Source organism: Streptomyces solitudinis (genome assembly GCF_036323765.1).
Classification (GTDB): Bacteria; Actinomycetota; Actinomycetes; order Streptomycetales; family Streptomycetaceae; genus Streptomyces.
Window position 1 is genome coordinate 32,512 of record NZ_JAZDCW010000003.1, and the last position, 23,909, is coordinate 56,420.

General features: G+C 74.4%; 22 protein-coding genes and 1 other RNA gene. 18 read left to right on the forward strand and 5 right to left on the reverse strand.

The window, feature by feature from the left end; genetic code table 11:
• Positions 1-278 precede the first annotated feature (278 nt).
• The 4 genes from V1J52_RS07670 to V1J52_RS07685 all read left to right on the forward strand — a co-directional run bounded on the left by V1J52_RS07670 (position 279) and on the right by V1J52_RS07685 (position 5,645).
• Positions 279-1,991 (forward strand): serine/threonine-protein kinase, encoded by a 1,713-nt coding sequence (locus V1J52_RS07670; protein WP_330138891.1) that lies wholly within the window; start codon positions 279-281, stop codon positions 1,989-1,991.
• 131 nt (positions 1,992-2,122) lie between these two features.
• Positions 2,123-3,421: a serine/threonine-protein kinase gene (locus V1J52_RS07675; protein WP_330138892.1), complete on the forward strand. Its 1,299-nt coding sequence runs from the start codon at positions 2,123-2,125 to the stop codon at positions 3,419-3,421.
• A 39-nt stretch (positions 3,422-3,460) separates the two neighbouring features.
• A complete protein-coding gene (gene prfB, locus V1J52_RS07680) occupies positions 3,461-4,576 on the forward strand; it encodes a peptide chain release factor 2 (RefSeq protein WP_330138893.1) in 1,116 nt (371 codons plus the stop codon).
• Between the two features lie 304 nt (positions 4,577-4,880).
• Positions 4,881-5,645 (forward strand): hypothetical protein, encoded by a 765-nt coding sequence (locus V1J52_RS07685; protein WP_330138894.1) that lies wholly within the window; start codon positions 4,881-4,883, stop codon positions 5,643-5,645.
• Between the two features lie 96 nt (positions 5,646-5,741).
• Here the strand turns inward: V1J52_RS07685 and V1J52_RS07690 are convergent, their stop codons facing one another.
• Positions 5,742-5,933, reverse strand: coding sequence for a hypothetical protein (locus V1J52_RS07690; protein WP_330138895.1), 192 nt, complete (start codon positions 5,931-5,933; stop codon positions 5,742-5,744).
• A 221-nt stretch (positions 5,934-6,154) separates the two neighbouring features.
• Between V1J52_RS07690 and ftsE the strand changes: the two genes are divergently transcribed.
• The 6 genes from ftsE to V1J52_RS07720 all read left to right on the forward strand — a co-directional run bounded on the left by ftsE (position 6,155) and on the right by V1J52_RS07720 (position 11,345).
• Positions 6,155-6,844, forward strand: a complete 690-nt coding sequence (gene ftsE / locus V1J52_RS07695; protein ID WP_330138896.1) for a cell division ATP-binding protein FtsE — start codon at positions 6,155-6,157, stop codon at positions 6,842-6,844.
• Between the two features lie 9 nt (positions 6,845-6,853).
• Positions 6,854-7,768, forward strand: coding sequence for a permease-like cell division protein FtsX (gene ftsX / locus V1J52_RS07700; protein ID WP_330138897.1), 915 nt, complete (start codon positions 6,854-6,856; stop codon positions 7,766-7,768).
• A 78-nt stretch (positions 7,769-7,846) separates the two neighbouring features.
• Positions 7,847-8,998: a S41 family peptidase gene (locus V1J52_RS07705; RefSeq protein ID WP_330138898.1), complete on the forward strand. Its 1,152-nt coding sequence runs from the start codon at positions 7,847-7,849 to the stop codon at positions 8,996-8,998.
• A gap of 17 nt (positions 8,999-9,015) precedes the next feature.
• Complete coding sequence (smpB, locus tag V1J52_RS07710; RefSeq protein WP_330138899.1) at positions 9,016-9,495, forward strand: SsrA-binding protein SmpB; 480 nt, start codon at positions 9,016-9,018, stop codon at positions 9,493-9,495.
• A gap of 159 nt (positions 9,496-9,654) precedes the next feature.
• Positions 9,655-10,026: a transfer-messenger RNA gene (gene ssrA / locus V1J52_RS07715) on the forward strand.
• A gap of 446 nt (positions 10,027-10,472) precedes the next feature.
• Positions 10,473-11,345 (forward strand): glycoside hydrolase family 19 protein, encoded by an 873-nt coding sequence (locus tag V1J52_RS07720; RefSeq protein WP_330139529.1) that lies wholly within the window; start codon positions 10,473-10,475, stop codon positions 11,343-11,345.
• Here V1J52_RS07720 and V1J52_RS07725 read toward each other — a convergent pair.
• On the reverse strand, positions 11,299-12,579 hold the full coding sequence (locus V1J52_RS07725) for an MFS transporter (protein WP_330138900.1): 1,281 nt from the start codon (positions 12,577-12,579) through the stop codon (positions 11,299-11,301). The two genes, V1J52_RS07720 and V1J52_RS07725, sit on opposite strands and share 47 nt — an antisense overlap.
• 85 nt (positions 12,580-12,664) lie before the next feature.
• On the opposite strand from V1J52_RS07725, the gene V1J52_RS07730 reads away from it, so the two are divergent.
• Positions 12,665-13,675, forward strand: a complete 1,011-nt coding sequence (locus V1J52_RS07730) for a LysR family transcriptional regulator (protein ID WP_330138901.1) — start codon at positions 12,665-12,667, stop codon at positions 13,673-13,675.
• A 520-nt stretch (positions 13,676-14,195) separates the two neighbouring features.
• Complete coding sequence (locus V1J52_RS07735; RefSeq protein ID WP_330138902.1) at positions 14,196-14,753, forward strand: hypothetical protein; 558 nt, start codon at positions 14,196-14,198, stop codon at positions 14,751-14,753.
• Positions 14,754-14,816: 63 nt separating this feature from the next.
• Here V1J52_RS07735 and V1J52_RS07740 read toward each other — a convergent pair whose 3' ends face one another.
• Together V1J52_RS07740 and V1J52_RS07745 are read right to left on the reverse strand one after the other, a co-directional pair.
• Positions 14,817-15,446: an MBL fold metallo-hydrolase gene (locus V1J52_RS07740; RefSeq protein ID WP_330138903.1), complete on the reverse strand. Its 630-nt coding sequence runs from the start codon at positions 15,444-15,446 to the stop codon at positions 14,817-14,819.
• Positions 15,446-16,531 (reverse strand): S-(hydroxymethyl)mycothiol dehydrogenase, encoded by a 1,086-nt coding sequence (locus V1J52_RS07745; RefSeq protein WP_330138904.1) that lies wholly within the window; start codon positions 16,529-16,531, stop codon positions 15,446-15,448. Before V1J52_RS07745 ends, V1J52_RS07740 begins: the two co-directional genes overlap by 1 nt.
• Before the next feature lie 145 nt (positions 16,532-16,676).
• Here V1J52_RS07745 and hemC point away from each other — a divergent pair, with 145 nt between their 5' ends.
• Complete coding sequence (gene hemC, locus V1J52_RS07750) at positions 16,677-17,606, forward strand: hydroxymethylbilane synthase (RefSeq protein ID WP_330138905.1); 930 nt, start codon at positions 16,677-16,679, stop codon at positions 17,604-17,606.
• Positions 17,607-17,639: 33 nt separating this feature from the next.
• On the opposite strand, the gene V1J52_RS07755 is transcribed toward hemC, so the two are convergent.
• Entirely contained in the window at positions 17,640-18,623 is a 984-nt protein-coding gene (locus V1J52_RS07755; protein ID WP_330138906.1) for a helix-turn-helix transcriptional regulator, read from the reverse strand.
• 165 nt (positions 18,624-18,788) lie between these two features.
• On the opposite strand from V1J52_RS07755, the gene V1J52_RS07760 reads away from it, so the two are divergent.
• The 5 genes from V1J52_RS07760 to V1J52_RS07780 all read left to right on the forward strand — a co-directional run bounded on the left by V1J52_RS07760 (position 18,789) and on the right by V1J52_RS07780 (position 23,846).
• Positions 18,789-18,932 carry a hypothetical protein gene (locus tag V1J52_RS07760; protein WP_330138907.1) on the forward strand — a complete coding sequence of 48 codons (144 nt, stop codon included), beginning with the start codon at positions 18,789-18,791 and terminating at the stop codon, positions 18,930-18,932.
• Positions 18,933-18,967: 35 nt separating this feature from the next.
• The gene (locus tag V1J52_RS07765) at positions 18,968-20,173 is read left to right on the forward strand and encodes an ATP-grasp domain-containing protein (protein WP_330138908.1); all 1,206 of its coding nucleotides are present in this window, start codon (positions 18,968-18,970) and stop codon (positions 20,171-20,173) included.
• Positions 20,174-20,292: 119 nt separating this feature from the next.
• Positions 20,293-21,033 (forward strand): ATP-grasp domain-containing protein, encoded by a 741-nt coding sequence (locus V1J52_RS07770; protein ID WP_330138909.1) that lies wholly within the window; start codon positions 20,293-20,295, stop codon positions 21,031-21,033.
• 104 nt (positions 21,034-21,137) lie between these two features.
• Positions 21,138-22,535 carry an MFS transporter gene (locus V1J52_RS07775; protein WP_330138910.1) on the forward strand — a complete coding sequence of 466 codons (1,398 nt, stop codon included), beginning with the start codon at positions 21,138-21,140 and terminating at the stop codon, positions 22,533-22,535.
• Between the two features lie 123 nt (positions 22,536-22,658).
• Complete coding sequence (locus V1J52_RS07780; protein WP_330138911.1) at positions 22,659-23,846, forward strand: uroporphyrinogen-III synthase; 1,188 nt, start codon at positions 22,659-22,661, stop codon at positions 23,844-23,846.
• Positions 23,847-23,909: the final 63 nt, after the last annotated feature.

The window sequence follows — 23,909 nt, forward strand, 5'->3', positions numbered from 1 at the left end:
CATCCTCCCACTCACGACTGACAGTTCATGCCGCGAGCACCTGCCAATGATCTTGATTGACCGGGGGAGACCGGAAGGGGCAGCGGATGTGGCCGGTTTCACACCCGCCGCTGACGCGCCGGTGACCGGCGGCGACCGCACGGGGGCGCCGCCTGCCCGCCGGCCCGGGACGGCCCCGGGCCGCGCCCCGGCCGGAGCACTAGAGTGGCGGTCGGACGGACGCCGCGACGCGGCGCCGTGCCGGACCATCCAGCCACCACGAGCAGGGAGCCGATGACGTGCGGCCCGTAGGCAGCAAGTACGTCCTGGAGGAGCCCCTCGGGCGCGGCGCCACGGGCACCGTGTGGCGCGGTCGGCAGCGCGAGACGGCGGGCGCGGAGGCAGCCGTGGCCGGCCACCCGGGGGAGCAGGTCGCCATCAAGGTCCTCAAGGAGGAGCTGGCGGGCGATCCCGACATCGTCATGCGCTTCCTGCGCGAGCGCTCGGTGCTGCTGCGGCTCACCCACGAGAACATCGTGCGCACCCGCGACCTGGTGGTCGAGGGCGAGATGCTGGCCCTGGTGATGGACCTGGTCGACGGCCCCGACCTGCACCGGTACCTGCGCGAGAACGGCCCCTTCTCGCCGGTCGGCGCGGCGCTCCTGACCGCCCAGATCGCGGACGCGCTGGCCGCCAGCCACGAGGACGGCGTCGTCCACCGCGACCTCAAGCCCGCCAACGTGCTCCTCGCGGAGGACGACCGGGGCATGCGCCCGCTGCTGACCGACTTCGGCATCGCCCGCCTCGCCGACTCCCCGGGCCTCACCCGCACCCACGAGTTCGTGGGCACCCCCGCCTACGTGGCCCCCGAGTCCGCCGAGGGCAGGCCGCAGACGTCCGCCGTGGACATCTACGGCGCGGGCATCCTGCTCTACGAGCTGCTGACCGGCCGTCCGCCCTTCGGCGGCGGCAGCGCGCTGGAGGTGCTGCACCGGCACCTCAACGAGGAGCCGCGCCGCCCGCAGGACGTGCCCGAGCCGCTGTGGACCGTCGTCGAACGCTGCCTGCGCAAGAACCCCGCCGAACGCCCCGGCGCCGCCGCCCTGGCGCGCGGCCTGCGCACGGTGGCCGCCGGGCTGGCCCCGGAGGCGAGCGCCGACCAGTACGCCGCCGCCCTCGGCGTGGCCGTCCTGCTCGCCCCCGACCCGCACCCCTCCCCGGTGCCGGGAACGGGGGACGCGGACCCGACGCAGGTGCTCCCCTCCGGCTCCGCGGGCCCGGGGCACGACCCGAACGCGGCGACGAGCGTCCTGCCGCACACCGGGGCCGGACCGGGCGGCCCGGACGCCGGGCCCACCGCCGTGATGCCGCAGCAGCCGCCCGCGTCCCCGGGGGACGCGCAGCCGCCGCAGCGCCCGGCGGACGGGGGCGCGCACCCCTGGCAGCAGCAGATGCGGGCCGCGCGGGACCGCAACGAGCAGACCCAGTTCCAGCCGATGGACCCCGGCGACGACCCGTTGCGCCGCCGCCCCGCCCGCCGCCCGGCCCCGCAGCAGCCCCACCAGCCCCAGCAGCCCCAGTACGGCGAGCCGCGACGGCCGCAGCCCCGGCAGCAGCAGGCCCCGCAGCAGCCGTCCCCTCCGCAGCGCTACGAGCCCCGGTCCCAGCCCCGGCCGCCGCAGGCCCCGGCCCCGCCCGAGCCGCGGCAGTACGCGCCGCCGCCCCCTCCGCAGCCGCAGCGCTACGAGCCCCAGCCCCAGCGGTACGAGCCGCGCCGCCCGGCCCCCGAGCCGCGTGAGCCGCGCCGCGCGCGGCAGCGCAGCGCGAACCCGATGCGCATCCCGGGCCTCGGCTGCCTCAAGGGCTGCCTGTTCATGATCCTGATCCTGGTCGCCATCGTGGCGCTGATCTGGAACTTCACCCCCGTCCCCGAGTGGGTCGCCGAGGGGCGCAGCTTCTGGCAGACGGTCACGGACTGGTTCACCGAGATGCGGGAGGCCGTCGGCGCCTGACGCGGTGCTGACGGCCCGTCCGCACCGGTTGGGAGATTTGTCGACTTCCACGGGGTTCTTTCCCCCGGAGAAGTGGTGGTTACCGCCGTTCGCAGCCCCCACAGGCGCCGGCGCGGCGTACTTTGGACGCCATGGCACGGAAGATCGGCAGTCGGTACACCGCTCACCAGATCCTCGGGCGGGGCAGCGCCGGCACGGTGTGGCTGGGCTCTGGTCCGGACGGGCCCGTCGCCATCAAGCTGCTGCGCGAGGATCTGGCCGCGGACCAGGAGCTGGTCGGCCGCTTCGTACAGGAGCGCGCCGCGCTGGTGAGCCTCGACCACCCGCACGTGGTGGGCGTGCGCGACCTCGTCGTGGACGGCAACGACCTGGCCCTCGTCATGGACCTCGTGCGCGGTACCGACCTGCGCACCCTGCTCGACCGCGACCGCCGCCTCACCCCGGCCGACGCCGTCGCCGTCGCCGCCGACATCGCCGAGGCCCTGGCCGCCGCGCACGCCGCCGGGTACGTCCACCGGGACGTCAAGCCGGAGAACATCCTGCTGGACGGCGCGGACGGCCGGGCCCTGCTCACCGACTTCGGCGTCGCCCGGCTGATCGACGCACCACGGCGCGCGGGCGGGGGCCGCGTCGTCGGCACCCCCGACTACGTCGCGCCGGAGATCGTCGAGGGCCTGCCGCCGCGCGCCGCCGTCGACATCTACGCGCTCGCCACCGTCCTGTACGAGCTGCTGGCCGGGTTCACGCCGTTCGGCGGCGGACACCCGGGCGCCGTCCTGCGGCGGCACGTGACGGAGGCCGTCGCGCCCCTCCCCGGCATCCCCGACGAGCTGTGGCGGCTGGTCCACCAGTGCCTCGCCAAGGCGCCCGCGTCCCGGTTCCGGGCGGCCGAACTCGCCGCCCGGCTGCGCGAGCTGCGCCCCGCGCTCGCCGGGTACCCGGCGCTCGACATCGACGAGCCGGAGCCGGAGCCCGCCCCGTACGAGCAGCCCGCCGCCTACGAGCCCCCGCCCGCCAGGGGCGCCGTCCCGCTGGTGCGCGGCACGGCCGCCCCGGACTCGGCCAACCGCGAGACGCACACCAGCATGCGGGTGCCCGGCGCCGAGGAACTGGCGGGCGGCGCGCACGGAACCGCGCGGGCCCCCCGCGCACCCGGACAGCCGCGCGCCGGGTCCGCGCGCCACCGCGCCGCCGTGCGCCGCCGCCGCGTCCGGCTGGCCGCCGCCGCGACGGCCGCCGCCGCCGCGCTGGGCGTGGGCGGCTGGCTGGCCTTCGGCGGCGGCCCGGACGGGCCGGACGGCGCGCCCCCCGCCGTCGAACCCGACCTCCTCCCCGGCGCGGGCGCCGACCCGGGAACGGACCCGGGGACGGACGCCGTCACGGGCGTGGACACCGGCGTCGGCGGGGGCAGCGCACCGGCCGCCGGCTGACCCGGCCGCACCCGCCGGGCCAGCCGGTACGCTGGGGGCGTGGCAGTCGTCGATGTATCCGAAGCGCTGAAGTCCCTCGCCTCCACCATGGAGTCGATCGAGGCCGTCCTCGACCTCGACAAGATGAGGGCCGACATCGCCGTGCTCGAAGAGCAGGCGGCGGCCCCCTCCCTGTGGGACGACCCCGACAACGCACAGAAGGTCACCAGCAAGCTCTCCTACCTCCAGGGCCAGCTCCGCAAGATCGAGGACCTGCACGGCCGCATCGAGGACGCAGGTGTGCTGTTCGAGCTGGCCGAGACGGAGGACGACGCCGACACCCGCGCCGAGGCCGAAGGCGAGCTGGCGTCGCTGCGCAAGGCCGTCGACGAACTGGAGATCCGCACGCTGCTCTCCGGCGAGTACGACGAGCGCGAGGCCATGGTCAGCATCCGGGCCGAGGCGGGCGGCGTGGACGCGGCCGACTTCGCGCAGCAGCTCCAGCGCATGTACCTGCGCTGGGCCGAGCGGCGCGGCTACAGCACGGAGGTCCTGGACACCTCCTACGCGGAGGAGGCGGGCATCAAGTCCACCACCTTCGCGGTCAAGGCGCCGTACGCCTACGGCACGCTCTCCGTCGAGCAGGGCACGCACCGCATGGTGCGCATCTCCCCCTACGACAACCAGGGCCGCCGCCAGACGTCCTTCGCGGGCGTCGAGGTGATGCCGGTCGTGGAGCAGACCGACCACATCGACATCCCGGAGAACGAGATCCGGGTCGACGTCTTCCGGTCGTCCGGGCCCGGCGGCCAGTCCGTCAACACGACGGACTCGGCGGTGCGCATGACGCACATCCCGACGGGCATCGTCGTCTCCTGCCAGAACGAGAAGTCCCAGATCCAGAACCGCGCCGCGGCCCTGCGCGTCCTGCAGTCCCGCCTGCTGGCCCACCGGCGGGCAGAGGAGCAGGCCAAGATGGACGCGCTCAAGAGCGAGGGCGGCAACTCCTGGGGCAACCAGATGCGCTCCTACGTCCTCCAGCCCTACCAGATGGTGAAGGACCTGCGCACCGAGCACGAGGTCGGCAACCCGCAGAGCGTCCTGGACGGCGACATCGAGGGGTTCCTGGAGGCGGGCATCCGCTGGCGCAAGCAGCAGGAGGCCCCGGCGAGCTGACGCCGCCCCGCGCGCCCCGGGGCGGCTCCCCTCCGGGGGTGTCGGGTGGGTCACATCCGCCTCCGCCCCGGCGCAACTGACCCGCTACGACGGGCAATTCGGGCACACCTCGCTTGACGGTGGTGTGAAAACTGGGAAAGCTGTCCGATCAGCAGGCGTGTGCCAGGGACGAGTGCGCATGTGGGGGGCGAACGGGGCAGCCCGGTCACCGAAGTGGCCGTGGGCTCCCGCGCCGGTGCCCCGGCACCATGAGAGCCCGGTACCGCTGCTCCATCGACAAGACAGCTACTGGGGGTAGTTGGCAGTGACCAATTCCAAGACGCGGATGCGCGTGGCCCGGATCATCGCGGGGACGGTGTTCGCGGCGGGCGCCTCGCTCACCGTCGCCGGGGTCGCCCAGGCCGCCGGCGACGAGGGCGGCAGCAGCCCCGTGACCACGCTGGACGACGACGTCACCGACGGCGGTGTCACCGACGGTGGCAGCACCGGCGGCGACGTCATCCCGGACCCGACGCCGACCGACGGCACCGGCGGCGGGGGTGAGCCGGACCCGACGCCGACGGACGGCACCGGGGGCGGGGAGCAGCCGGACCCGACGCCGACCGACGGCACCGGTGGTGGCGGTGAGCCGGACCCGACGCCGACGGACGGCACCGGGGGCGGGGGACAGCCGGACCCGACGCCGACCGACGGCGGCAACGGCGGCGGTGGCGGTGGCCCGGTTCCGACGCCGACGGACGGCAGCGGTACCCAGGGCGGGGGCACCCAGGGTGGCGGCGACCAGAGCGGTGGCGGCCAGGCCGGTGGCAGCCAGGGCGGCGGCGACGGCGGTCTCGGCCCGGACGGCAACAACGAGACGCCGCAGGGTGGTGGCGCCAAGGAGGACATCACCACTCCGCAGCAGAAGCCGCAGCCCGCGACCCCGCAGGGCGGCGGCGAGGAGCTGGCCGAGACGGGTGCGACCGAGACCGCGTTCCTGCTGGTCGGCGCCGCGACGATGATCGCCGGTGGCGTGGGCTTCCGCCTGCTGCCCCGCCTGATGAGGGGCAACGGCGCGGCCACGGCCTGATCACCGGCACGTGACGCACGAAGGGCCCGGACACCTGCCGTGTCCGGGCCCTTCGGTAGTCGTGCCGGTACGCTGCGGAACGCGCGGTGTGGAGCCTCAGAGCGCCATCTGCCGGGCGACCAGCACCACGGACAGCAGCGCCAGCAGCAGCGCGAGCAGCGCCCCGGGCGTCATCGTGCCCAGCGGTCCCTGGCGGTGCAGGCGGTCGCGCTGGGCGCGGCACACGGTGCAGCGCGCCTCGTTCACGGGCCCGGCGCAGTTGGCGCACACCAGTCGGTCGCACGTCATGCGAAGTCCTCCTTCACTGCGCCAACGCCCCCGCAAAGTGATTCGTTCCCCAAGGGTTCTGCCGCCCTCCACTCTGCCAGGCTTCGCGGGATGCCGCATACGTGCGCAAAATACGGAGGCCGACTGCGACGTGTCCGCCGCTTCGCGTAGGGTCACTCCACCGACAAGGAGCCGCGCCGCGGCCCCGAATGCCCCTACCCAGGCCGACGTGGTGTAAATCAGTGATCCGATTCGACAGTGTCTCCAAGACGTATCCGAGGCAGCACCGCCCCGCGCTCCGCGACGTCTCGCTGGAGATCAACCGCGGTGAGTTCGTCTTCCTCGTGGGGTCCTCCGGTTCCGGCAAGTCCACCTTCCTGCGGCTCGTCCTGCGCGAGGAGCGGACCAGCCACGGCCAGGTGCACGTCCTGGGCAAGGACCTCAACCGGCTGTCCAACTGGAAGGTGCCGCAGATGCGCCGCCAGCTGGGCACCGTCTTCCAGGACTTCCGGCTGCTGCCCAACAAGACCGTGGGGGAGAACGTCGCGTTCGCCCTGGAGGTCATCGGGAAGCCGAGCGGCCAGATCCGCAAGGCCGTGCCCGAGGTGCTGGGCCTGGTCGGCCTCGGTGGCAAGGAGGACCGCATGCCGGGCGAGCTGTCCGGCGGTGAGCAGCAGCGGGTGGCCATCGCGCGCGCCTTCGTCAACCGCCCGATGCTGCTGATCGCCGACGAGCCGACGGGCAACCTCGACCCGCAGACGTCCGTCGGCATCATGAAGCTGCTCGACCGCATCAACCGGACCGGTACGACGGTCATCATGGCCACGCACGACCAGCAGATCGTCGACCAGATGCGTAAGCGCGTGATCGAACTCGAACAGGGCCGTCTCGTCCGCGACCAGTCTCGCGGCGTCTACGGCTATCAGCACTGAAAGGACGCCATGCGCGCCCAGTTCGTCATGTCGGAGATCGGGACGGGTCTCCGCCGGAACCTGACGATGACCTTCGCGGTGGTCGTCTCCGTCGCCATCTCCCTCGCCCTCCTCGGCGGCGCCCTGCTGGCCAACCAGCAGGTGAACTCCATGAAGGGGTACTGGTTCGACAAGGTCCAGGTCTCGGTCTTCCTGTGCAACAAGAACGACGCCGAGATGGACCCGAAGCGCTGCGACCGGGGTGCGGTCACCGGCCAGCAGAAGCGGGAGATCGAGGCGGACCTGAAGCAGCTCGGCGTGGTGGACAAGGTCTACTACGAGTCCGCCGACGACGCCTTCAAGCACTACAACGAGCAGTTCAAGGACTCGCCGCTGGGGGCCTCGCTCACCGCGGACCAGATGCAGGAGTCCTTCCGGGTCAAGCTCAAGGACCCCACCAAGTACGACGTCATCGCCACGGCGTTCGCGGGCCGGGCGGGCGTGTACGAGGTGCAGGACCAGCGCGGCCTGCTGGAGAACCTGTTCAACCTGCTCAACGGCATGAACCGGGCGGCGCTGTTCATCATGGGGCTGATGCTCGTCGTCGCCCTGCTGCTGATCGTCAACACCGTGCGGGTGTCGGCGTTCAGCCGGCGCCGGGAGACGGGGATCATGCGGCTGGTGGGGGCGTCCAGCTTCTACATCCAGATCCCGTTCATCCTGGAGGCGGCGGTGGCGGGCCTGATCGGGGCCGCGCTCGCCTGCGTCCTCCTGCTCGGCGGGAAGTACTTCCTGGTCGACAACTTCCTCGCGCAGGAGATCCAGCTCATCAGCTTCATCGGGTACGACGCGGTCCTCAAGGTGCTGCCGCTCGTCGCCGCGGTGGGCGTGATCATGCCCGCCCTAGCGGCGTTCCTCGCGCTGCTCAAGTACCTGAAGGTGTGAGCCGGGTGTGAGATTCAACGCGAGCGCCGTACGGTCAACCTCCCGCCGGGCGCCGGGTGCTGGCCTAGACTCCGCAGCATGTCCGGCTCGTGGATGTTCGTCCAGCCTCGCCGCGTCGGCCGCGGGGCGGCCCTGACCCTCGTCTTCACGGGGGTGCTGCTGACCGGTGTCGCCACGGGGGCCTGGCACGGGGAGCCGGGGGAGGGCGACGGCCCTCCCGCACCGGGCCCGGTGGCCCTCGCGGGCGGGACGGTCGCCGAGCGGCACGGGTCCGGCGGGCACGACGCGCTCGAAGCCGTCAGCCGCAGCGGGGACCGCTGGTCGGCCGCCTACACCGCCCGCGAGTACGAAGGGCTCCAGCAGGCACTCGACGGTGCCTACGTGGGCGTGGGCATCGCCGTCCGCGCCCGGGGCGGCCCCGGCGTGGAGGTCGCCCGCGTCACCGGGGGCAGCCCGGCCGAGCGGGCCGGGGTGCGGGCCGGTGACCGGCTGCGCACGATCGACGGCGCGGACGTCACCGGGCTGCCGGTCACGGAGGTGGTGGCCCGGCTGCGGGGGGACGCCGGTCCGGACGCCGCGGGCACCTCCGTCACGGTGGGCCTGAGCCGGGAGGGACGGCAGTGGCGGGAGGTGCTGGAGCGGGCCCGGCTGCACACGGAACCGGTGACCGTGGGCCGGATGGAGCCGGACACCACCCACCTGAAGGTCACCGCCTTCACCGCGGGCTCCGGCGAGCGGCTGCGCGAGGCCGTCGCCGGGACGCCGCCGGGTGACGGCATCCTGCTGGACCTGCGCGGCAACTCCGGCGGCCTGCTCCAGGAGGCCACCGAGGCGGCGTCCGCGTTCCTGGACGGCGGCCTGGTGGCCACGTACGGCGAGGGGGACGCGCAGCACGCCCTGTACGCGGAGCCCGGCGGCAACACGGAGTCCCCGCTCGTCGTGCTGGTGGACGGCGGCTCCATGAGCGCGGCCGAACTGCTGGCCGGGGCGCTCCAGGACCGGGGCCGCGCGGTGGTCGTCGGCAGCCGCACCTTCGGGAAGGGCTCGGTGCAGGTGCCGCAGGAGCAGCCGGACGGCTCGGTCGCGGAGCTGACCGTCGGCCAGTACGCCACCCCGGCGGGCCGCACCCTGGAGGGCACCGGGCTCACGCCCGACGTGACCGTGGAGGGCGGCGAGACGGCCCGGGAGAAGGCGCGCACCGTATTGAGTGGCCTCGCCGCGCGGACCTGAGGAACAATGGCCCGGCTATGGCTAAAGAGACCGGTCGCAAACTCATCGCACAGCACAAGAAGGCCCGGCACGACTACCTGATCCTGGACACCTACGAGTGCGGTCTCATGCTGACCGGCACCGAGGTGAAGTCGTTGCGCCAGGGCCGTGCCTCGCTGGTCGACGGCTTCGGCCAGATCGACGGCGGCGAGGCGTGGCTGCACAACGTGCACATCCCCGAGTACAGCCAGGGCACGTGGACCAACCACAGCGCCCGGCGCAAGCGGAAGCTCCTCATGCACCGCGAGGAGATCGACAAGCTGGTGGGCAAGCTCCAGCAGACGGGTCTGACGCTGGTGCCCCTCCAGCTGTACTTCAAGGACGGCCGCGCGAAGGTGGAGCTGGCGCTCGCGCGCGGCAAGAAGGAGTACGACAAGCGGCAGACGCTGCGGGAGAAGCAGGACCGGCGGGAGGCGGAGCGCGCGGTCTCGGCCGCCCGGCGCCGCCGCCGCGCCTGAGCGGTACACCGGACGCGCCTCGCCGGGGCGAGGGTGTGACACAGATCACGCACTCGGGGGCCGGCGGGGAATGCGCTGGGCGCCGTCGGCGTTGTGACGTACGATGGTGGCAGCACAGTGCCGCGGGGCCCAGGCCGCGCGGGGTTGTCAACTGAACATGGGGATGATCGGTTTCGACAGCGGATGTCGAAGCAGGGGAAGCGAGCCGAGGAACGCGGCAATGATCTCGCAAACCACGTGCCGCAAAAAAATAATCGCCAACTCCAAGCGCGATTCCTTCGCCCTCGCTGCCTAAGTAGCGACTTGCGAAGTGTCAGCCCGGGTTCGTTCCCGGCCCGGTTCCTGGCATCAGCTAGGGAACTCACCGCGTAGGCCCGGTCACGGGGCCTGCCGGGACATCTCACAGTGACTGAGCCCGTCGGCAGCTTGTCTGCGTGACTGCCGGGGCTGAGAAAAGCACAGCAGACTGCGCTCGGAGAAGCCCTCCTTCCGCTCCGTTGGACGCGGGTTCGATTCCCGCCATCTCCACGAATACGACAGGCGACGTGTGCCCGCGAACGATGCGGGCCGCGTCGCCTTCGTCGTTGTTGCGCGGCTGCGCCGCGCGGGCGGGGGCTGCGCCACCCGCACCCCCGGGGGACGACAGGCGACGTGTGCCCGCGAACGATGCGGGCCGCGTCGCCTTCGTCGTTTTCCGGGAGCCTGCCGCGAGTCCCGGCCCGCGCGGCCCCGTGCGTCGGGGGAGGGGTGCGGGCAGCTTCTCCGGCACGGCTGGACGAGGGCGGGCGCCCGCCGGGCCGGGCACGCTGCCGGGTGTCCGGCGCGCGGACTCCGGTCGCGGTGGCGAACACGTGCCAGTGCTGGTCTGGACCTTGACTGGTTCAGACCATTCCTCTTGACTGTCCCCTGTCAATACAGGGGGGCGACAGGATAGGGGTGATCACGTGGTGAGGCAGCGCGTTGCGGCCTTCATCGCCATGACCGGGCTTCTCGGCGCACTGGCCGTACTCGTGCCCGGAGCCACCGCCAGCGCCGCACCGGCGTGCGCTTCGGCATGGCAGTCGAGCGCCGTCTACTGGGGCAACGACATCGCGTCGTACAACGGGCAGAACTGGCGCGCGAAGTGGTGGACGCAGGGCGAGACGCCCAGCACCGGCGGCTCCGGCGTCTGGGAGAACCAGGGACCCTGCGGCGGCACCGGCCCGGGTGACCCCGGCGACCCGGGCGACGGGGACTTCGTCGTCTCCCAGGCGCAGTTCAACCAGATGTTCCCGAACCGGAACCCGTTCTACACCTACCAGGGGCTCACCGCCGCGCTGAGCGCGTACCCCGGCTTCACCAACACCGGCAACGAGACCACCCGCAAGCGTGAGGCGGCCGCGTTCCTCGCCAACGTCAGCCACGAGACGGGCGGTCTGCGGTACGTCGTCGAGCAGAACGAGGCGAACTACTCGCACTACTGCGACACCGGCCAGTCCTACGGCTGCCCGGCGGGCCAGTCGGCCTACTACGGGCGCGGCCCGATCCAGCTGAGCTGGAACTTCAACTACAAGGCCGCGGGCGACGCGCTCGGCATCGACCTGCTGAACAACCCCTACCTCGTCCAGAACGACTCGGCCGTGGCGTGGAAGACGGCGCTGTGGTACTGGAACACCCAGTCGGGTCCGGGCACGATGAGCGGCCACACCGCCATGGTGAACGGGCACGGGTTCGGCGAGTCGATCCGCAGCATCAACGGCGCGCTGGAGTGCGACGGCCGCAACCCCGGACAGGTGCAGAGCCGGGTCGACAACTACCAGCGGTTCACGCAGCTCCTCGGGACGACCCCCGGGTCCAACCTGTACTGCTGAGCCAGGGGACGGCGGTGGCCGCGGCGAGCGTCGCGGCCACCGCCGGCACCGTGTAGCCCCAGGCGCCGCCCAGGTGTTCGGCCGCCCAGCCGCCGGACGCCGCGCCGCAGGCTATGCCGCCGAGCAGGGCGGTCACCGCGAGCGTCATCCCCTCGTTCAGCCGGTCCCCGGAGACGGTGGCCTGCACGATGCCCATGCCGGTGGCCATCGTCGGGGCCGTGGCCATCCCCGCCACCAGCAGCGCGGGGGCCAGCGCGGCCAGGCCCCCGGCCCCCGCCGCGAGCAGCGGCAGCGTCATCAGCCCGGCCATCGCCGTGACGCACACCGCGAACCGCCGCCGGAGCGCGGCGGCCGGGCGCAGCAGCCCGTACAGCAGGCCCGCCACGCAGGAGCCCGCCGCCTGGAGGCCCAGTACCGCCCCCGCGAGTCCGGGCCTGCCCCGCTCGTCGGCGAAGGCGACGGTGACGACCTCCAGCGCGCCGAACACCGCGCCCGTCGCCAGGAAGGTGACCAGCAGCGCGGGCATCCCGGGCCGCCGCAGCGGCGCCGGGCCGCGGGCGGCCCCGGGGCGGGCGAGGGGTGGTTCGGTGCGGCGCTGGGCGGCGAACAGGAGGGTGCCGCCGAGCAGCAGCGCGGCCGCCGTGAGCGTGCCCGCCTCCGGGAACAGCGCCACGCACAGGAACGTCGCCAGTACCGGTCCGGACATGAAGCACAGCTCGTCGGCGGCCTGTTCGAAGGAGTTGGCGGTGTGCCGCAGCGCGGCGTCCCCCGCGTGCAGGTGCGCCCAGCGGGCGCGGGCCATGCCGCCGAGGTTGGGTGCGGTGGCGGTGGCGGCGTAGCAGGCGAACAGCGTCCAGTCGGGGGCGCCGGTGCGGACGCACAGGGCCAGCAGGAGGTGCGCGGCGACGGCGAGCAGCACGGCGGGGACGGCGACGCGGGCCTGCCCGAGCCGGTCCACCAGGCGGGCGGTCAGCGGGGCGACGACGGCGGTGGCGGCCAGCCCCGTCGCGGTGACGGCCCCGGCCAGCGCGTAGGAGCCGCGCGTCGCGGCGATCATCAGTACCGTCGAGACGGTGAACATGCCCATCGGCAGCCGGGCGAGCAGCCCGCCCGCGGTGAAGGCGGCGGTGCCCGGCGCGGCGAACAGCCGCGCGTAGGGCCCGGTCCGGACGGACGGGCGGCGGCGCCGGGGCGGGGACGGCGGAGCGGAGGGCGGAGCGGGGGAGGGCGGCATGCGGTCCAGCCTCGCGGCGGCCGGTGCCGGGCGTCCAACACCGGTTGGCGGCGCATTCACGCACGCGGGTTGTCAGTATGGGCGGATGGCCTCCACACCGGACCCCCGGCTCCTGCGCGCCTTCGTCACCGTCGCCGACGAGCTGCACTTCACCCGCGCCGCCTCCCGCCTGTACGTCGCCCAGCAGGCTCTCAGCCGGGACGTGCGGAGGCTCGAACGCATGCTGGGCGCGGACCTGTTCGTCCGGACGACGCGGCAGGTGACGCTCACCGGCGAGGGTGAGCGGCTGCTGCCGTACGCGCACCGGGTGCTGGCCGCCTACGAGGAGCTGGACGCCGCCGCGGCGGGCGCGGACCGCCCCCTGGTCGTGGATGTCGCGGCCCCGGTCAGCACGGGCACCCTGGTGCTGGACGCGGCCCGTGCCGCCGCGCCGGAGCTGGAGTTCGTGGCCCGCTTCCACAGCGGCCTCGCCGGGGCCGCCGCCGAGATCGCGGCGGGCCGCGTGGACGTGTCGTTCGGCCGGGTGGCCGGGCTTCCCCCGGAGCTGCGGGAGCGGCTGGCGCACCGGCTCGTCCGGTTCGAGCGCGTGGCCGTCCTGCTGCCCGGGGACCACCGGCTCGCCGCCCGTACCGCCGTGCCGCTGGCCGAACTGGCGGGGGAGACGCTGTACGTGGGCGCGGGCAACCCCGAGACGGCCGAGTGGACGGACTACGCCCGGCTGCTCCTCGCCGGGCGCGGCGTGGGGCTGGCCGCGCCGTTCCCCAAGATCGAGGGCGACGCGGAGTTCGCCCGCGTCGTGCGGCGGCGCGGATGGTCGGTGCTGGCGAGCGAGACGTTCGCGGACTTCCCCGGCATGGCCCTGCGCCCGCTGACGGACCCGGTGCCCGTCTCGCCCGTCTCCGTCGTGTGGCGGCGCGGCCTGCGGCACCCCGGGCTCGCGGTGCTGCTCTCGGCGGCGGAGCGGCTGGCCGCCGACGGCGGGTGGCGGGACGTGCCCGGGGGCGCCTGGCTCCCGGAGCCGGACCGGGCCGAGCTGGCGGAGGGCCCGCCCGGGCGGAGCGCGGACGCCTCCCGTGCGCGCCGGGCCGCGGGGTGAGCGCCTCCCGGCCCCGGGAGGGGACGGGGCACGCGGCCCCGGGGTGGTGGTGGGTGTGGCTGGAACAGGACCACCTCCGGCGTGAATCGACACAGGTTCATCACATCGTCACCCGAACTGAGCGCCATTTGGCAGGAAAGGCCGGACTTGTGTCCGAAAACATGCGGTAGATTTCCGCCACGGATCCGGTGTGGAGGAGCGCGCGGGCCGGGAGGACACCCCCGGCGGACAGCAGCGGACGGCGCCGCAGGAACCTGCGCCGGATCGGCTGGCTGTTCGGCCTTGGCTCGGCCGCCTACGCCGCCGTCCTCGGAGTGAGCCTGCTCGGCGGCAACTCCAGCGCCCGTGGCTCCCGATCAGCGGCCCCGGCCCCGGCCGTCCCCGCGAGTCCGGCGCCCAGCACCTCCGCGCCCGCCGAGGAGCCGCCGGCCGAGCCGGAGGAGCCCGACGCGTCCGCCCCCGCCTCCCCGGCCAGACGGGCAGCGCCGTCACCGACTTCGCCACCTTCGGCGCCTGCTGGGTGCTCGGCTTCGCGCACCACGACGGGCTGCTGCACCGCATCCCCGCCTACGTGGCGCCCTCGCTGGCCCCGCTGTTCATGGCGGTCGGCCCGTGGTGGGCCGCGGGGCACCCGGGCGCGGACGGGCTGGACCTCAACGACATCCCGCTCGCCCAGGCCCTGTGGTCCTTCGGCTTCTGCGTGCTGCTGCTGCGCGTCAGCCCCTCCTGGCAGAAGCTGCCGGGCCGCCTCGCCCGCTTCGACAAGCCGGTGACGCTGGCCAGCAACCGGGCGGTGACGCTCTACCTGTGGCACGAGATCGCCCTCATCGGGTCCATCCCGCTGCTCGACCCGCTGTGGAGCATCCCCGGGGTGTGGCCCGCCCACGCGGACCTGCTGACCGCCCTCTACCCGCCGCTGATGTTCCTGCTGGTGTGGCCGCTGGTCGCCCTGTGCATCATGGCCGCGGGCTGGGCGGAGGACGTCTCCGCCCGCCGCAGACCGAGGCTGTGGCCGGTGGGCGGCCCACCGGCGCGGGCGGCCGCTCCCCGCACGCGGGAGAGCGCGCCGCCGGGCTGACCGCGCCCGGCCGCCACGCCGCCCGCGCCCGGGCCGTCCGCACCGCCGGCCGTCCGCGCCGGGTCAGTCCGCGCGCCGCAGCCACTCCGCCAGGTGCGGCGCTTCGGCCCCGACCGTCGTGCTGTCGCCGTGCCCGGTGTGGACGACCGTCTCCGGCGGCAGCGTCAGCAGCCGGTCCCGGATCGAGGCGACGATCGTGCCGTAGTCGGAGAACGACCGGCCCGTGGCCCCCGGGCCGCCCTGGAAGAGCGTGTCGCCGGTGAAGACGACGCCCAGCTCCGGGGCGTGGAAGCAGCAGGCCCCCGGCGCGTGGCCCGGGGTGTGCAGGACGGTGAGCGCGGTGCCGCCGGCGTCCACCACCTGACCGTGGGCCAGCGGCCCGTCCGGCGCGCGGTCCGGGTGCGTCAGCCGCCACACCGGCAGGTCGTCCGGGTGGAGCAGGACCGGTGCCCCGGTGGCGTCGGCCAGCTCCGGCGCCACCCGCACGTGGTCGTCGTGGGCGTGCGTGGCCAGGATCGCCGTGACCCGGCGCCCGGCGACGGCCGCGGTGATCGCCGCGACGTCGTGCGGGGCGTCGATCACCACGCAGGTGTCGTCGTCGCCGACCACCCACACGTTGTTGTCCACCTCGAACGTCTCGCCGTCGAGCGAGAACGTGCCGGAGGTGACGGCGTGGTCGATGCGCGCGCCCATCAGAACACCACCACCGAGCGCAGCACGTCACCGCGCTGCATACGGGCGAACGCCTCCTCGACGCCGTCGAGCGGGATCGTCTCGGACACGAAGGCGTCCAGGTCCAGGCGGCCCTGGAGGTAGAGGTCGGTGAGCTGCGGGAAGTCCCGGGAGGGCAGACAGTCGCCGTACCAGGACGACTTCAGCGCGCCGCCCCGGCCGAAGACGTCCAGCAGCGGCAGCTCCAGCCGCATCTCGGGCGTCGGCACCCCCACGAGGACGACCGTCCCGGCCAGGTCGCGGGCGTAGAACGCCTGCTCGTACGTCTCCGGGCGGCCCACCGCCTCGATGACGACGTCCGCGCCGTGCCCGCCGGTCAGCTCCCGGACGGCGGCCACCGGGTCGGTGGCGGTGGAGTCGACCGTGTGCGTCGCGCCCAGGCCGCGGGCCCACTCCAGCTTCCGGCCGTCGATGTCCACGGCGATGACGCGGGCCGCGCCGGCCAGCCGGGCGCCCGCGACGGCGGCGCAGCCCACGCCGCCGCAGCCGATGACGGCGACGGTGTCGCCGCGGCTGACGTTCCCGGTGTTGAGCGCGGCGCCGAGCCCCGCCATCACCCCGCAGCCCAGCAGCCCCACGGCCGCGGGTGACGCGGCCGGGTCCACCTTCGTGCACTGGCCCGCCGCCACGAGCGTCCGCTCCGCGAAGGCGCCGATGCCCAGCGCGGGGGACAGCTCGGTGCCGTCGGTCAGCGTCATGCGCTGCGTGGCGTTGTGCGTGGCGAAGCAGTACTGCGGACGGCCCCGGAGGCACGCCCGGCACTGCCCGCACACCGCCCGCCAGTTCAGGACGACGAAGTCGCCGGGCGCGACCGAGGTGACGTCCTCGCCGACCGCCTCCACGACCCCCGCGGCCTCGTGCCCGAGCAGGAACGGGAACGCGTCGTCGATGCCGCCCTCGCGGTAGTGCAGGTCGGTGTGGCAGACGCCGCACGCCTGCACCTTCACGACGGCCTCGCCGGGCCCCGGATCGGGGACGACGACCGTCTCCAGCGACACCGGCTCTCCCTTGCCCCGGGCCACGATCGCCCGGACTTCGTGCGCCACGCTCGGCTCCCCTCGTCCCGTGCCCGGCCGAACCCGGGCGCTGGAACCATCCTCGCAGGCGAACCGCCGCCCGGGCAGCCACAACCGCTCCGCCGCCCCGTGGCGTCGCCGCGCGGCGGCGCGGGCGGCGGCCTATCGTGACGGCGTGGCCCCCGCCGACGCCCTGCGCATCGTCACCCGCTCCTCCCCGATGGCCCTCGCCCAGGCCGGGCGGGTGCGCGCGGAGCTGGCCGCCCGGCACCCGGGGACGGCCGTGCGGGTGGTGCCCGTCACCCCGTACGGCGACCGCTGGACCGGCAGCCTGTGCCGCTTCGGCGGCAAGGCCGCGTTCACCCGGGAGGTGGACGCCGTCCTGCTGGCCGGCGGGGCGGACGTGGCCGTCCACTGCATGAAGGACGTCCCCGGTGACGAGCCGCCGCCGCCCGGCACCCTGTTCGCCGCGTACCTGCGCCGCGACGACGTCCGTGACGCGCTCGTCCACCCCGGCGGCCTCACCCTGGACGAGCTGCCCCCGGGCACCCGGGTGGGGACGTCCTCGGTGCGCCGCGTGGCCCAGCTCACCGCGTCCCACCCGCACCTGTGCTGCGTGCCGATGCGCGGCGCCGTGAACCGGCGCCTGGCGCGGCTGGACGGGGAGCGCGCCGACGCCCTCGTCCTGGCCCTGTGCGGCCTGCTCCGCATCGGCGCGGGGGACCGCGTCACCCAGGTGCTCCCGCTCGCCGCGATGTGCCCGCCGCTGGGCGCCGGCGTCCTCGGCCTGCGGTGCCGCACGGCGGACCGGGCGACGCTCGCGCTGGTCAGGGAGCTGGACGACGCGCCGACCGCCGCCGCGACGACGGCGGAACAGGCGCTGCTGCGCACGCTGCGGGGCCACTGCAACAGCCCCGTCGCCGGGCTGGCGCGCCCCGCGCCGGACGGCTCCTGGCACCTGGCCGCCCGGGTCTTCTCGCCGGACGGCGGGACGGTCGTGACGGCCGAGGGCACCGGCGGCGAACCGGCCGCCCTCGGGGCCGCCGTCGCGGAGGCCCTCCTGTCCCGGGGCGCCCGCGCCCTGATCGACGCGATCCCGCGCTGAGCGGCGGGCCCAGGCGGTTTTCCGCCACGCCTCCTACGAGATCCAGCCGTTCATCGCGGCGCGTACGCCCGCCTGGAAGCGGCTGGTGGCGCCGAGCCGGTCCATCAGGTGGGCCACGATGCGGCTCACCGAGCGCGGGGAGATGCCGAGCTGGTGGGCGATGACGTCGTTCTTCTTGCCGGCGGCCAGCAGGAGCAGGACGTCGCGTTCGAGCTGCGTCGGCTCGGGGCCGTTCTCCTGCTCCTCGGCGGTGAACTCCAGGCCCCGGTCCCAGTGGTGCTCGAAGAGGCGGCGCAGGAAGCTGAGCACGGCCGGGTCGCGGACGAGGACGACGCCCGCCGCGTGGTCCTCGGGGTCGACGGGCAGGACGGCGGACTCGTTGTCGGCGATGAGGATGCGCGAGGGCAGGACTCCGGTGCTGCGGATGCGCGCGCCGGCGGCGCTGATCTGCGCGGCGTAGCGGGCGGTCGGCGGGTGCTTGCGGGCGGAGTGCTGGAGCAGGGTGCGCATCCGCACGCCCCGGGCGAGCGTCTCGCGGTCCAGGCGGGTCGCCGAGCTGATGGCGGCCTCGTCGAGACCGCCGCCGGGGATGAGGGCGTCCACCGAGGAGGAGCAGTGCCGGGCCAGGTCGTCGATTACCGAGCGGATGCTGTCGATGCCCTCGATGATCTCGATGCTGCCCTTGTCCGAGCGCAGGCTGCGGGCCTCCAGGTACTCGCCGGTGAGGGCGTGCAGCCGGGCGCGGGTCGCGGCGATGGCGGACTGCCGTTCGAGCACTTCCCGCTGGGCCGCCGCGAGGAGCGTGTCGGCGGCCGTCTCGGGGCTGACGGCCGCCCAGCCGCCGCTGGGCGCGGGCTGGAGCAGGCCCAGCGCGGCGAGCCGGGACTCGGCGGCGGCGGCCTCCTGGGGCGTGACACCCGCCCGGGTGGCGATACGCTCCAGGGACTCCGTCGCGTGCATGACACGCAGCCGGTAGATGCGCGACGTCGCGGCGTCGATCTCCCCTGTCTCGTACACCCGTCCCATCTTTCTCTCGGGCCTCGCAGCTTACGCGGGCGACAACCTGCCAGGCGAGATGCCGCCAGCGCGAACACCTTGGCTTGCAGGGCGAACACGGGAAACATCAGGAGCGGAATGCGGCCCCCTGCTCGTTCCGCACTCCCTGGGAAGAAGGAGAATGTTGTGAAGCGGTTCACTCGGATTTTCGCCGGGACCCTGATCGCTGCCCTGGCATTCGGCGGCGCCCAGGTGGCTTCCGGCGTCCTCGGCGGGGCGCCCGCCTCCCCGCAGGCCGCCGCAACGGGCGAGGACACCTGGGCCTGGTGACGGCCCCCCGCACCCGCTGACCTTACGGAGACGTCATGACCACGCTCGTGCTCAATGGGGGAGCGAGCACCGACTACGCGGAGATGCTGCCGGAACTGGCCGCCGACATGGTGGTGTTCACCGAGCAGCCGCTCCCGTCGCCGGAGCGCTACGCCCATTACGAGCAGGTCCCCGACTGCGCCGCCGTGCCCTACGCGGAGCTGACGGCGCTGCGGATGGCGTCCGACCCGGTCGCCCCGGTGACGTTCGACCGGGTGCTGGCGGGCCACGAGTTCGACCTGGAGCGGGCGGGACGGCTGCGCGACCGGCTCGACATCCCCGGGCAGAGTGAGTCCAGCGCCCGCGTCTTCCGGGACAAGGCGCTGATGAAGGACTACGCCGGGCACGCGGTCCCCGTCCCCGCCCACGCCCGGCTGGCCACCTTCGGCGACCTGCTGGACTTCGTCGCGGAGCGGGACTACCCCGTCGTCGTCAAGCCGGTCGGGCAGGGCGGCTCGCGGGACGTGACGGTCCTGCGGGACGAGGCCCAGCTCACCGCCTTCAGCAGGCTGCCCTGGCGGGACGACCTCATGGCCGAGGAGTTCGTGCACGGCGACGTCTACCACGTGGACGCCGTCCTCGCCCCGGGTTTCCGCTTCGTCTCGGCGGGCCGCTACTACACCGGCTGCCTGGAGGTGCTCTCGGGCGCCAACAACGGCTCCGCCCTGCTGCACCCCCGCGAGCCGATGGCCCGGCGCCTCGCGGCCTTCCTGGACACCCTGCTCACGGTGCTCCCCGCCCCCGAGGTGGGCGCCTATCACCTGGAGGTCTTCCACACCCCCGACGACCGTCTGGTGCTGTGCGAGATCGCCTCCCGCGTCGGCGGGTCGCGCATCCCGCAGCTCATCCGCCGCACCTGGGGCGCCGACCCCCAGGAGACGTGGTTCCGGCTGGAGACCGGACTGCCGCTGCGGGCCGAGCCCGTGACCGTGCCGCGCGCCGTGCACGGCGACATCGCCCTGACACCCCGCGCGGGCCGCGTCCGCGCGGTCCCCACCGCACCGCCCTACCCCTGGGTGCGCGACCACCACACCCTGCTGCGCCCCGGAGAGCGCAGCGACGGACCGCTCGACAGCGCCGCCGGCCTGTGCTGGACGATCGTCGCGGGCGCCGACTCAGACCAACTGATGGAACGACTGCACCACTGTGAGAGCTGGCTCGCCGAGCACGTGGACCACGGCGCTCCGGAGCCAGCCCGATGAAACCGCCACCCCCCACGCCCATGGCCTTGCTCCTCAACCCCCGCCGCGAGGCCGTAAGGGCGGCACGCGCGGTCGGGGCCGGAACCCTCGTGGTCGGCCCCGACCTCGCGGCGCCAGGCATGAGACGGACCGTCGCCGAAGCCGACGACGCGATCGAGGCCGACTGGACCGATCGCCGCAGCCTGCTCACCGCACTCAGCCACTACACCGGCGTCCCCAGGGCGTCGGTGTTCGGCTTTGACGCGGCCGGTGCGCTGGCCGCCGCCTGGGCCAACGCCCTGCTGCGGCTGCCCGGCAATCCGCCGTCCGCCGTGCAGGGCCTCATCGACCCGGTGACGCAGCGCGAGCTGGTGAACCGTTTCACCGCCTTCCCCGTCCGGGCCGAGGTCTGCGTCCCGCACACCCTCTCCGACGCGGCCCGGCGCATCGGGTTCCCCTGCGTCGTCCGCACCCGCGCCCAGCGCCGTCACACCCTGCTCGGCCCCGACGACGCCGACGGCCTGGCCGCCCGGCTGCCCGCCCGGCAGCCCCTCGTGGTCGAGGAGCGGCTGACCGGCCCCGTCTTCGAGGTCGGCGCGCACTCCTACGGCGGCGCCCACACCGTGCACACCCTCACCCCCGACGGCGTCGGCGCGCGGACCGCCCACGCCGTCACCCGCGCCGCCACCACCGCGCTGGACGCGCTCGACCACCGCGTCGGGCTCGCGCACGCCACCGTCGTCCTCACCCCGCGCGGTCCCCGGCTGCGCGCCGCGGCCCCCGGGCCCGGCGCCGCCGCCGGCAGCGCCGCGCCCTACGCGCTGGCCGTCGCCGCCGTCCTGGACCTGGCCCGGCCCGCTCACCGCGCCGCCGTGGGCTAGGTGAGAGCAAGGTTTCGCCCGCGTCACCTCACGCCACAGCGCCGAAACGCCCCCTTCCTAGATTGGCCGGACACCCGACCGGCCAGTTCTCCACGGGAGGCGCCATGACAGCAGCCAGGACCCAGCCGGCCCCGCGCCGCGGCGGCCGGTGGATCGAGCACTGGGACCCGGAGGACGAGACGTTCTGGCGCGGGACGGGCAGGCGCACGGCCCGGCGCAACCTCTGGTTCTCCGTGCTCTGCGAGCACGTCGGGTTCTCCGTGTGGTCGCTGTGGTCGGTGCTGGTCCTGTTCATGGGCCCCGAGTACGGCATCGACGCGGCGGGCAAGTTCATCCTCGTCGCCATGGCCACGCTCGTCGGCGCGTTCGTGCGGGTGCCCTACACCTTCGCCGTCGCCCGCTTCGGCGGCCGGAACTGGACGGTGTTCTCCGCCCTGATGCTGCTGGTGCCCGCCGGCGCCGCGTACGCGGTCATGGAACCGGGCACCTCCTACACCACGTTCCTGCTCGTGGCGCTGCTCACCGGCGTCGGCGGCGGCAACTTCGCGTCCTCGATGACCAACATCAACTCCTTCTTCCCGCTGCGCGAGAAGGGCTGGGCGCTCGGGCTGAACGCGGGCGGCGGCAACATCGGGGTGCCGGTGATCCAGCTCGTCGCCCTGGCCGTCATCGCCACGGCGGGCGCGGGACGGCCCCGGCTGCTGCTGCTGATCTACCTGCCGCTGATCGTGGTGGCCGCCGCCTGCGCCTGGTACCGCATGGACAACCTCGCCGTGGTGCGGGGCGACAGCGGCGCGGCCCGCGACTCCGTCCGCGACGCCCACACCTGGATCATGTCGCTGCTCTACGTCGGCACGTTCGGCTCGTTCATCGGCTACAGCTTCGCCTTCGGGCTCGTCCTCCAGACCCAGTTCGACCGCACGCCGTTGCAGGCCGCGTCACTGACGTTCGTCGGACCGCTGCTGGGCTCCCTCGTCCGGCCCGTCGGCGGCCGGCTCGCCGACCGGTACGGCGGCGGGCGCATCACCCTGTGGAACTTCGCCGCCATGGCCGCGGCCACCTCCCTCGTCATCGCGGCCTCGGTCCGCGCCTCGCTGCCCGTCTTCCTCGCCGGCTTCGTCGCGCTGTTCGTCCTCAGCGGCCTCGGCAACGGCTCGACGTACAAGATGATCCCCGGCATCTACCACGCCAAGGCGGTCGCCCTCGGCCTCACCGGCGAGGAGGCCGCGCGGTACGGGCGGCGGCTGTCGGGCGCAGCGATCGGGCTGATCGGCGCGGTCGGCGCGGCCGGCGGCCTCGGCATCAACCTGGCGTTCCGGCAGTCCTTCCAGTCCACCGGCTCCGGGACGGGCGCCTTCGTCGCGTTCCTGGTGTGCTACGCCGTCTGCTTCGTGGTCACCTGGTCCGTATACCTGCGCCGCCCGGCGCGCCCGGCGGCGCCCGCCGGGAACGGCCCGGCCGTGGCCGCACCCGAGTCCCCGCCCGCGTACGCACGGGTGTAGACAGGTACGCGGGTGAAGATCACCCCGTAACACCGGCGAAATGCCGGTGAACCGAGCCTGTCACGCGCCCCCGGCAGGCTCGGTCCCACGGTCTTGACCACCAGGGGGGACGAGGACCAGCCCATGCACCGACCCACCCCGCACACACCGTCCGAGCCGGCGCCGCAGGGACGCACGCCGCCCGCCGGCCCCAAGCCGCTGGCCGGATTCACCGTCGGCGTCACCGCAGCCCGCCGCGCCGAGGAACTGATCGCGCTGATCGAACGGCGCGGCGGCACGGTGCTGCACGCCCCCGCGCTGCGCATCGTCCCGCTCGCCGACGACGGGGAGCTGCTCAGCGCCACCCGGCGGCTCCTCGACACCGCCCCCGACACGGTGGTGGCCACCACCGCCATCGGCTTCCGCGGCTGGGTGGAGGCCGCCCACGGCTGGGACCTGGGCGAGGACCTGCTCAGCCGCCTCGCCGGCGCCGAACTGCTCGCCCGCGGCCCGAAGGTGCGCGGCGCCATCCGGGCGGCCGGGCTCACCGAGGAGTGGTCGCCCGCCTCCGAGTCCATGGCCGAGGTACTGGACCGGCTGCTGGAGGAGGGCGTCGAAGGCCGCCGCATCGCGCTCCAGCTGCACGGCGAACCGCTGCCCGGGTTCATCGAGGCGCTGCGCGCGGGCGGTGCCGAGGTGGTGCCCGTGCCCGTCTACCGGTGGCAGCCCCCGCTGGACCCGGCCCCGCTGGACCGCCTGGTGGACGCGGTGTGCGCCCGTGCGCTGGACGCCGTCACGTTCACCAGCGCACCCGCCGCCGCCTCCCTGCTGGAGCGGGCGGCGCTGCGCGGCCTGCGGGACGACGTCCTGGCCGCCCTGCGCCACGACGTGCTGCCCGCGTGCGTCGGGCCCGTCACCGCGCTGCCGCTCCAGGCGCACGACGTCCCCACCTCCCAGCCCGAGCGGTTCCGGCTCGGGCCGCTCGTACAGCTCCTGTGCGGCGAACTCCCGGGCCGGGTGCGGTCGCTGCCCGTCGCCGGGCGGCGCCTGGAGATCCGGGGGCACGCCGTCGTCCTGGACGGGGAGCTGCGCACCGTCCCGCCCGCCGGGATGGCCCTGCTGCGGGCGCTGGCCCGCCGCCCCGGCTGGGTCGTGCCCCGCGCCGACCTGCTGCGCGCCCTGCCCGGCACCGGCCGGGACGAACACGCCGTGGAGACGGCGATGGCGCGGCTGCGCTCCGCGCTCGGGGCGCCGAAGCTGATCCAGACCGTCGTCAAGCGCGGTTACCGCCTGGCCCTGGACCCCGGCGCGGGGGAGAAGTACGACGCGTGACGCCCCGGCGGTCTCGCGCGTGCGCGTGCGCGGGGGGCACTGCTTGGCGTACGGTTGACGGCT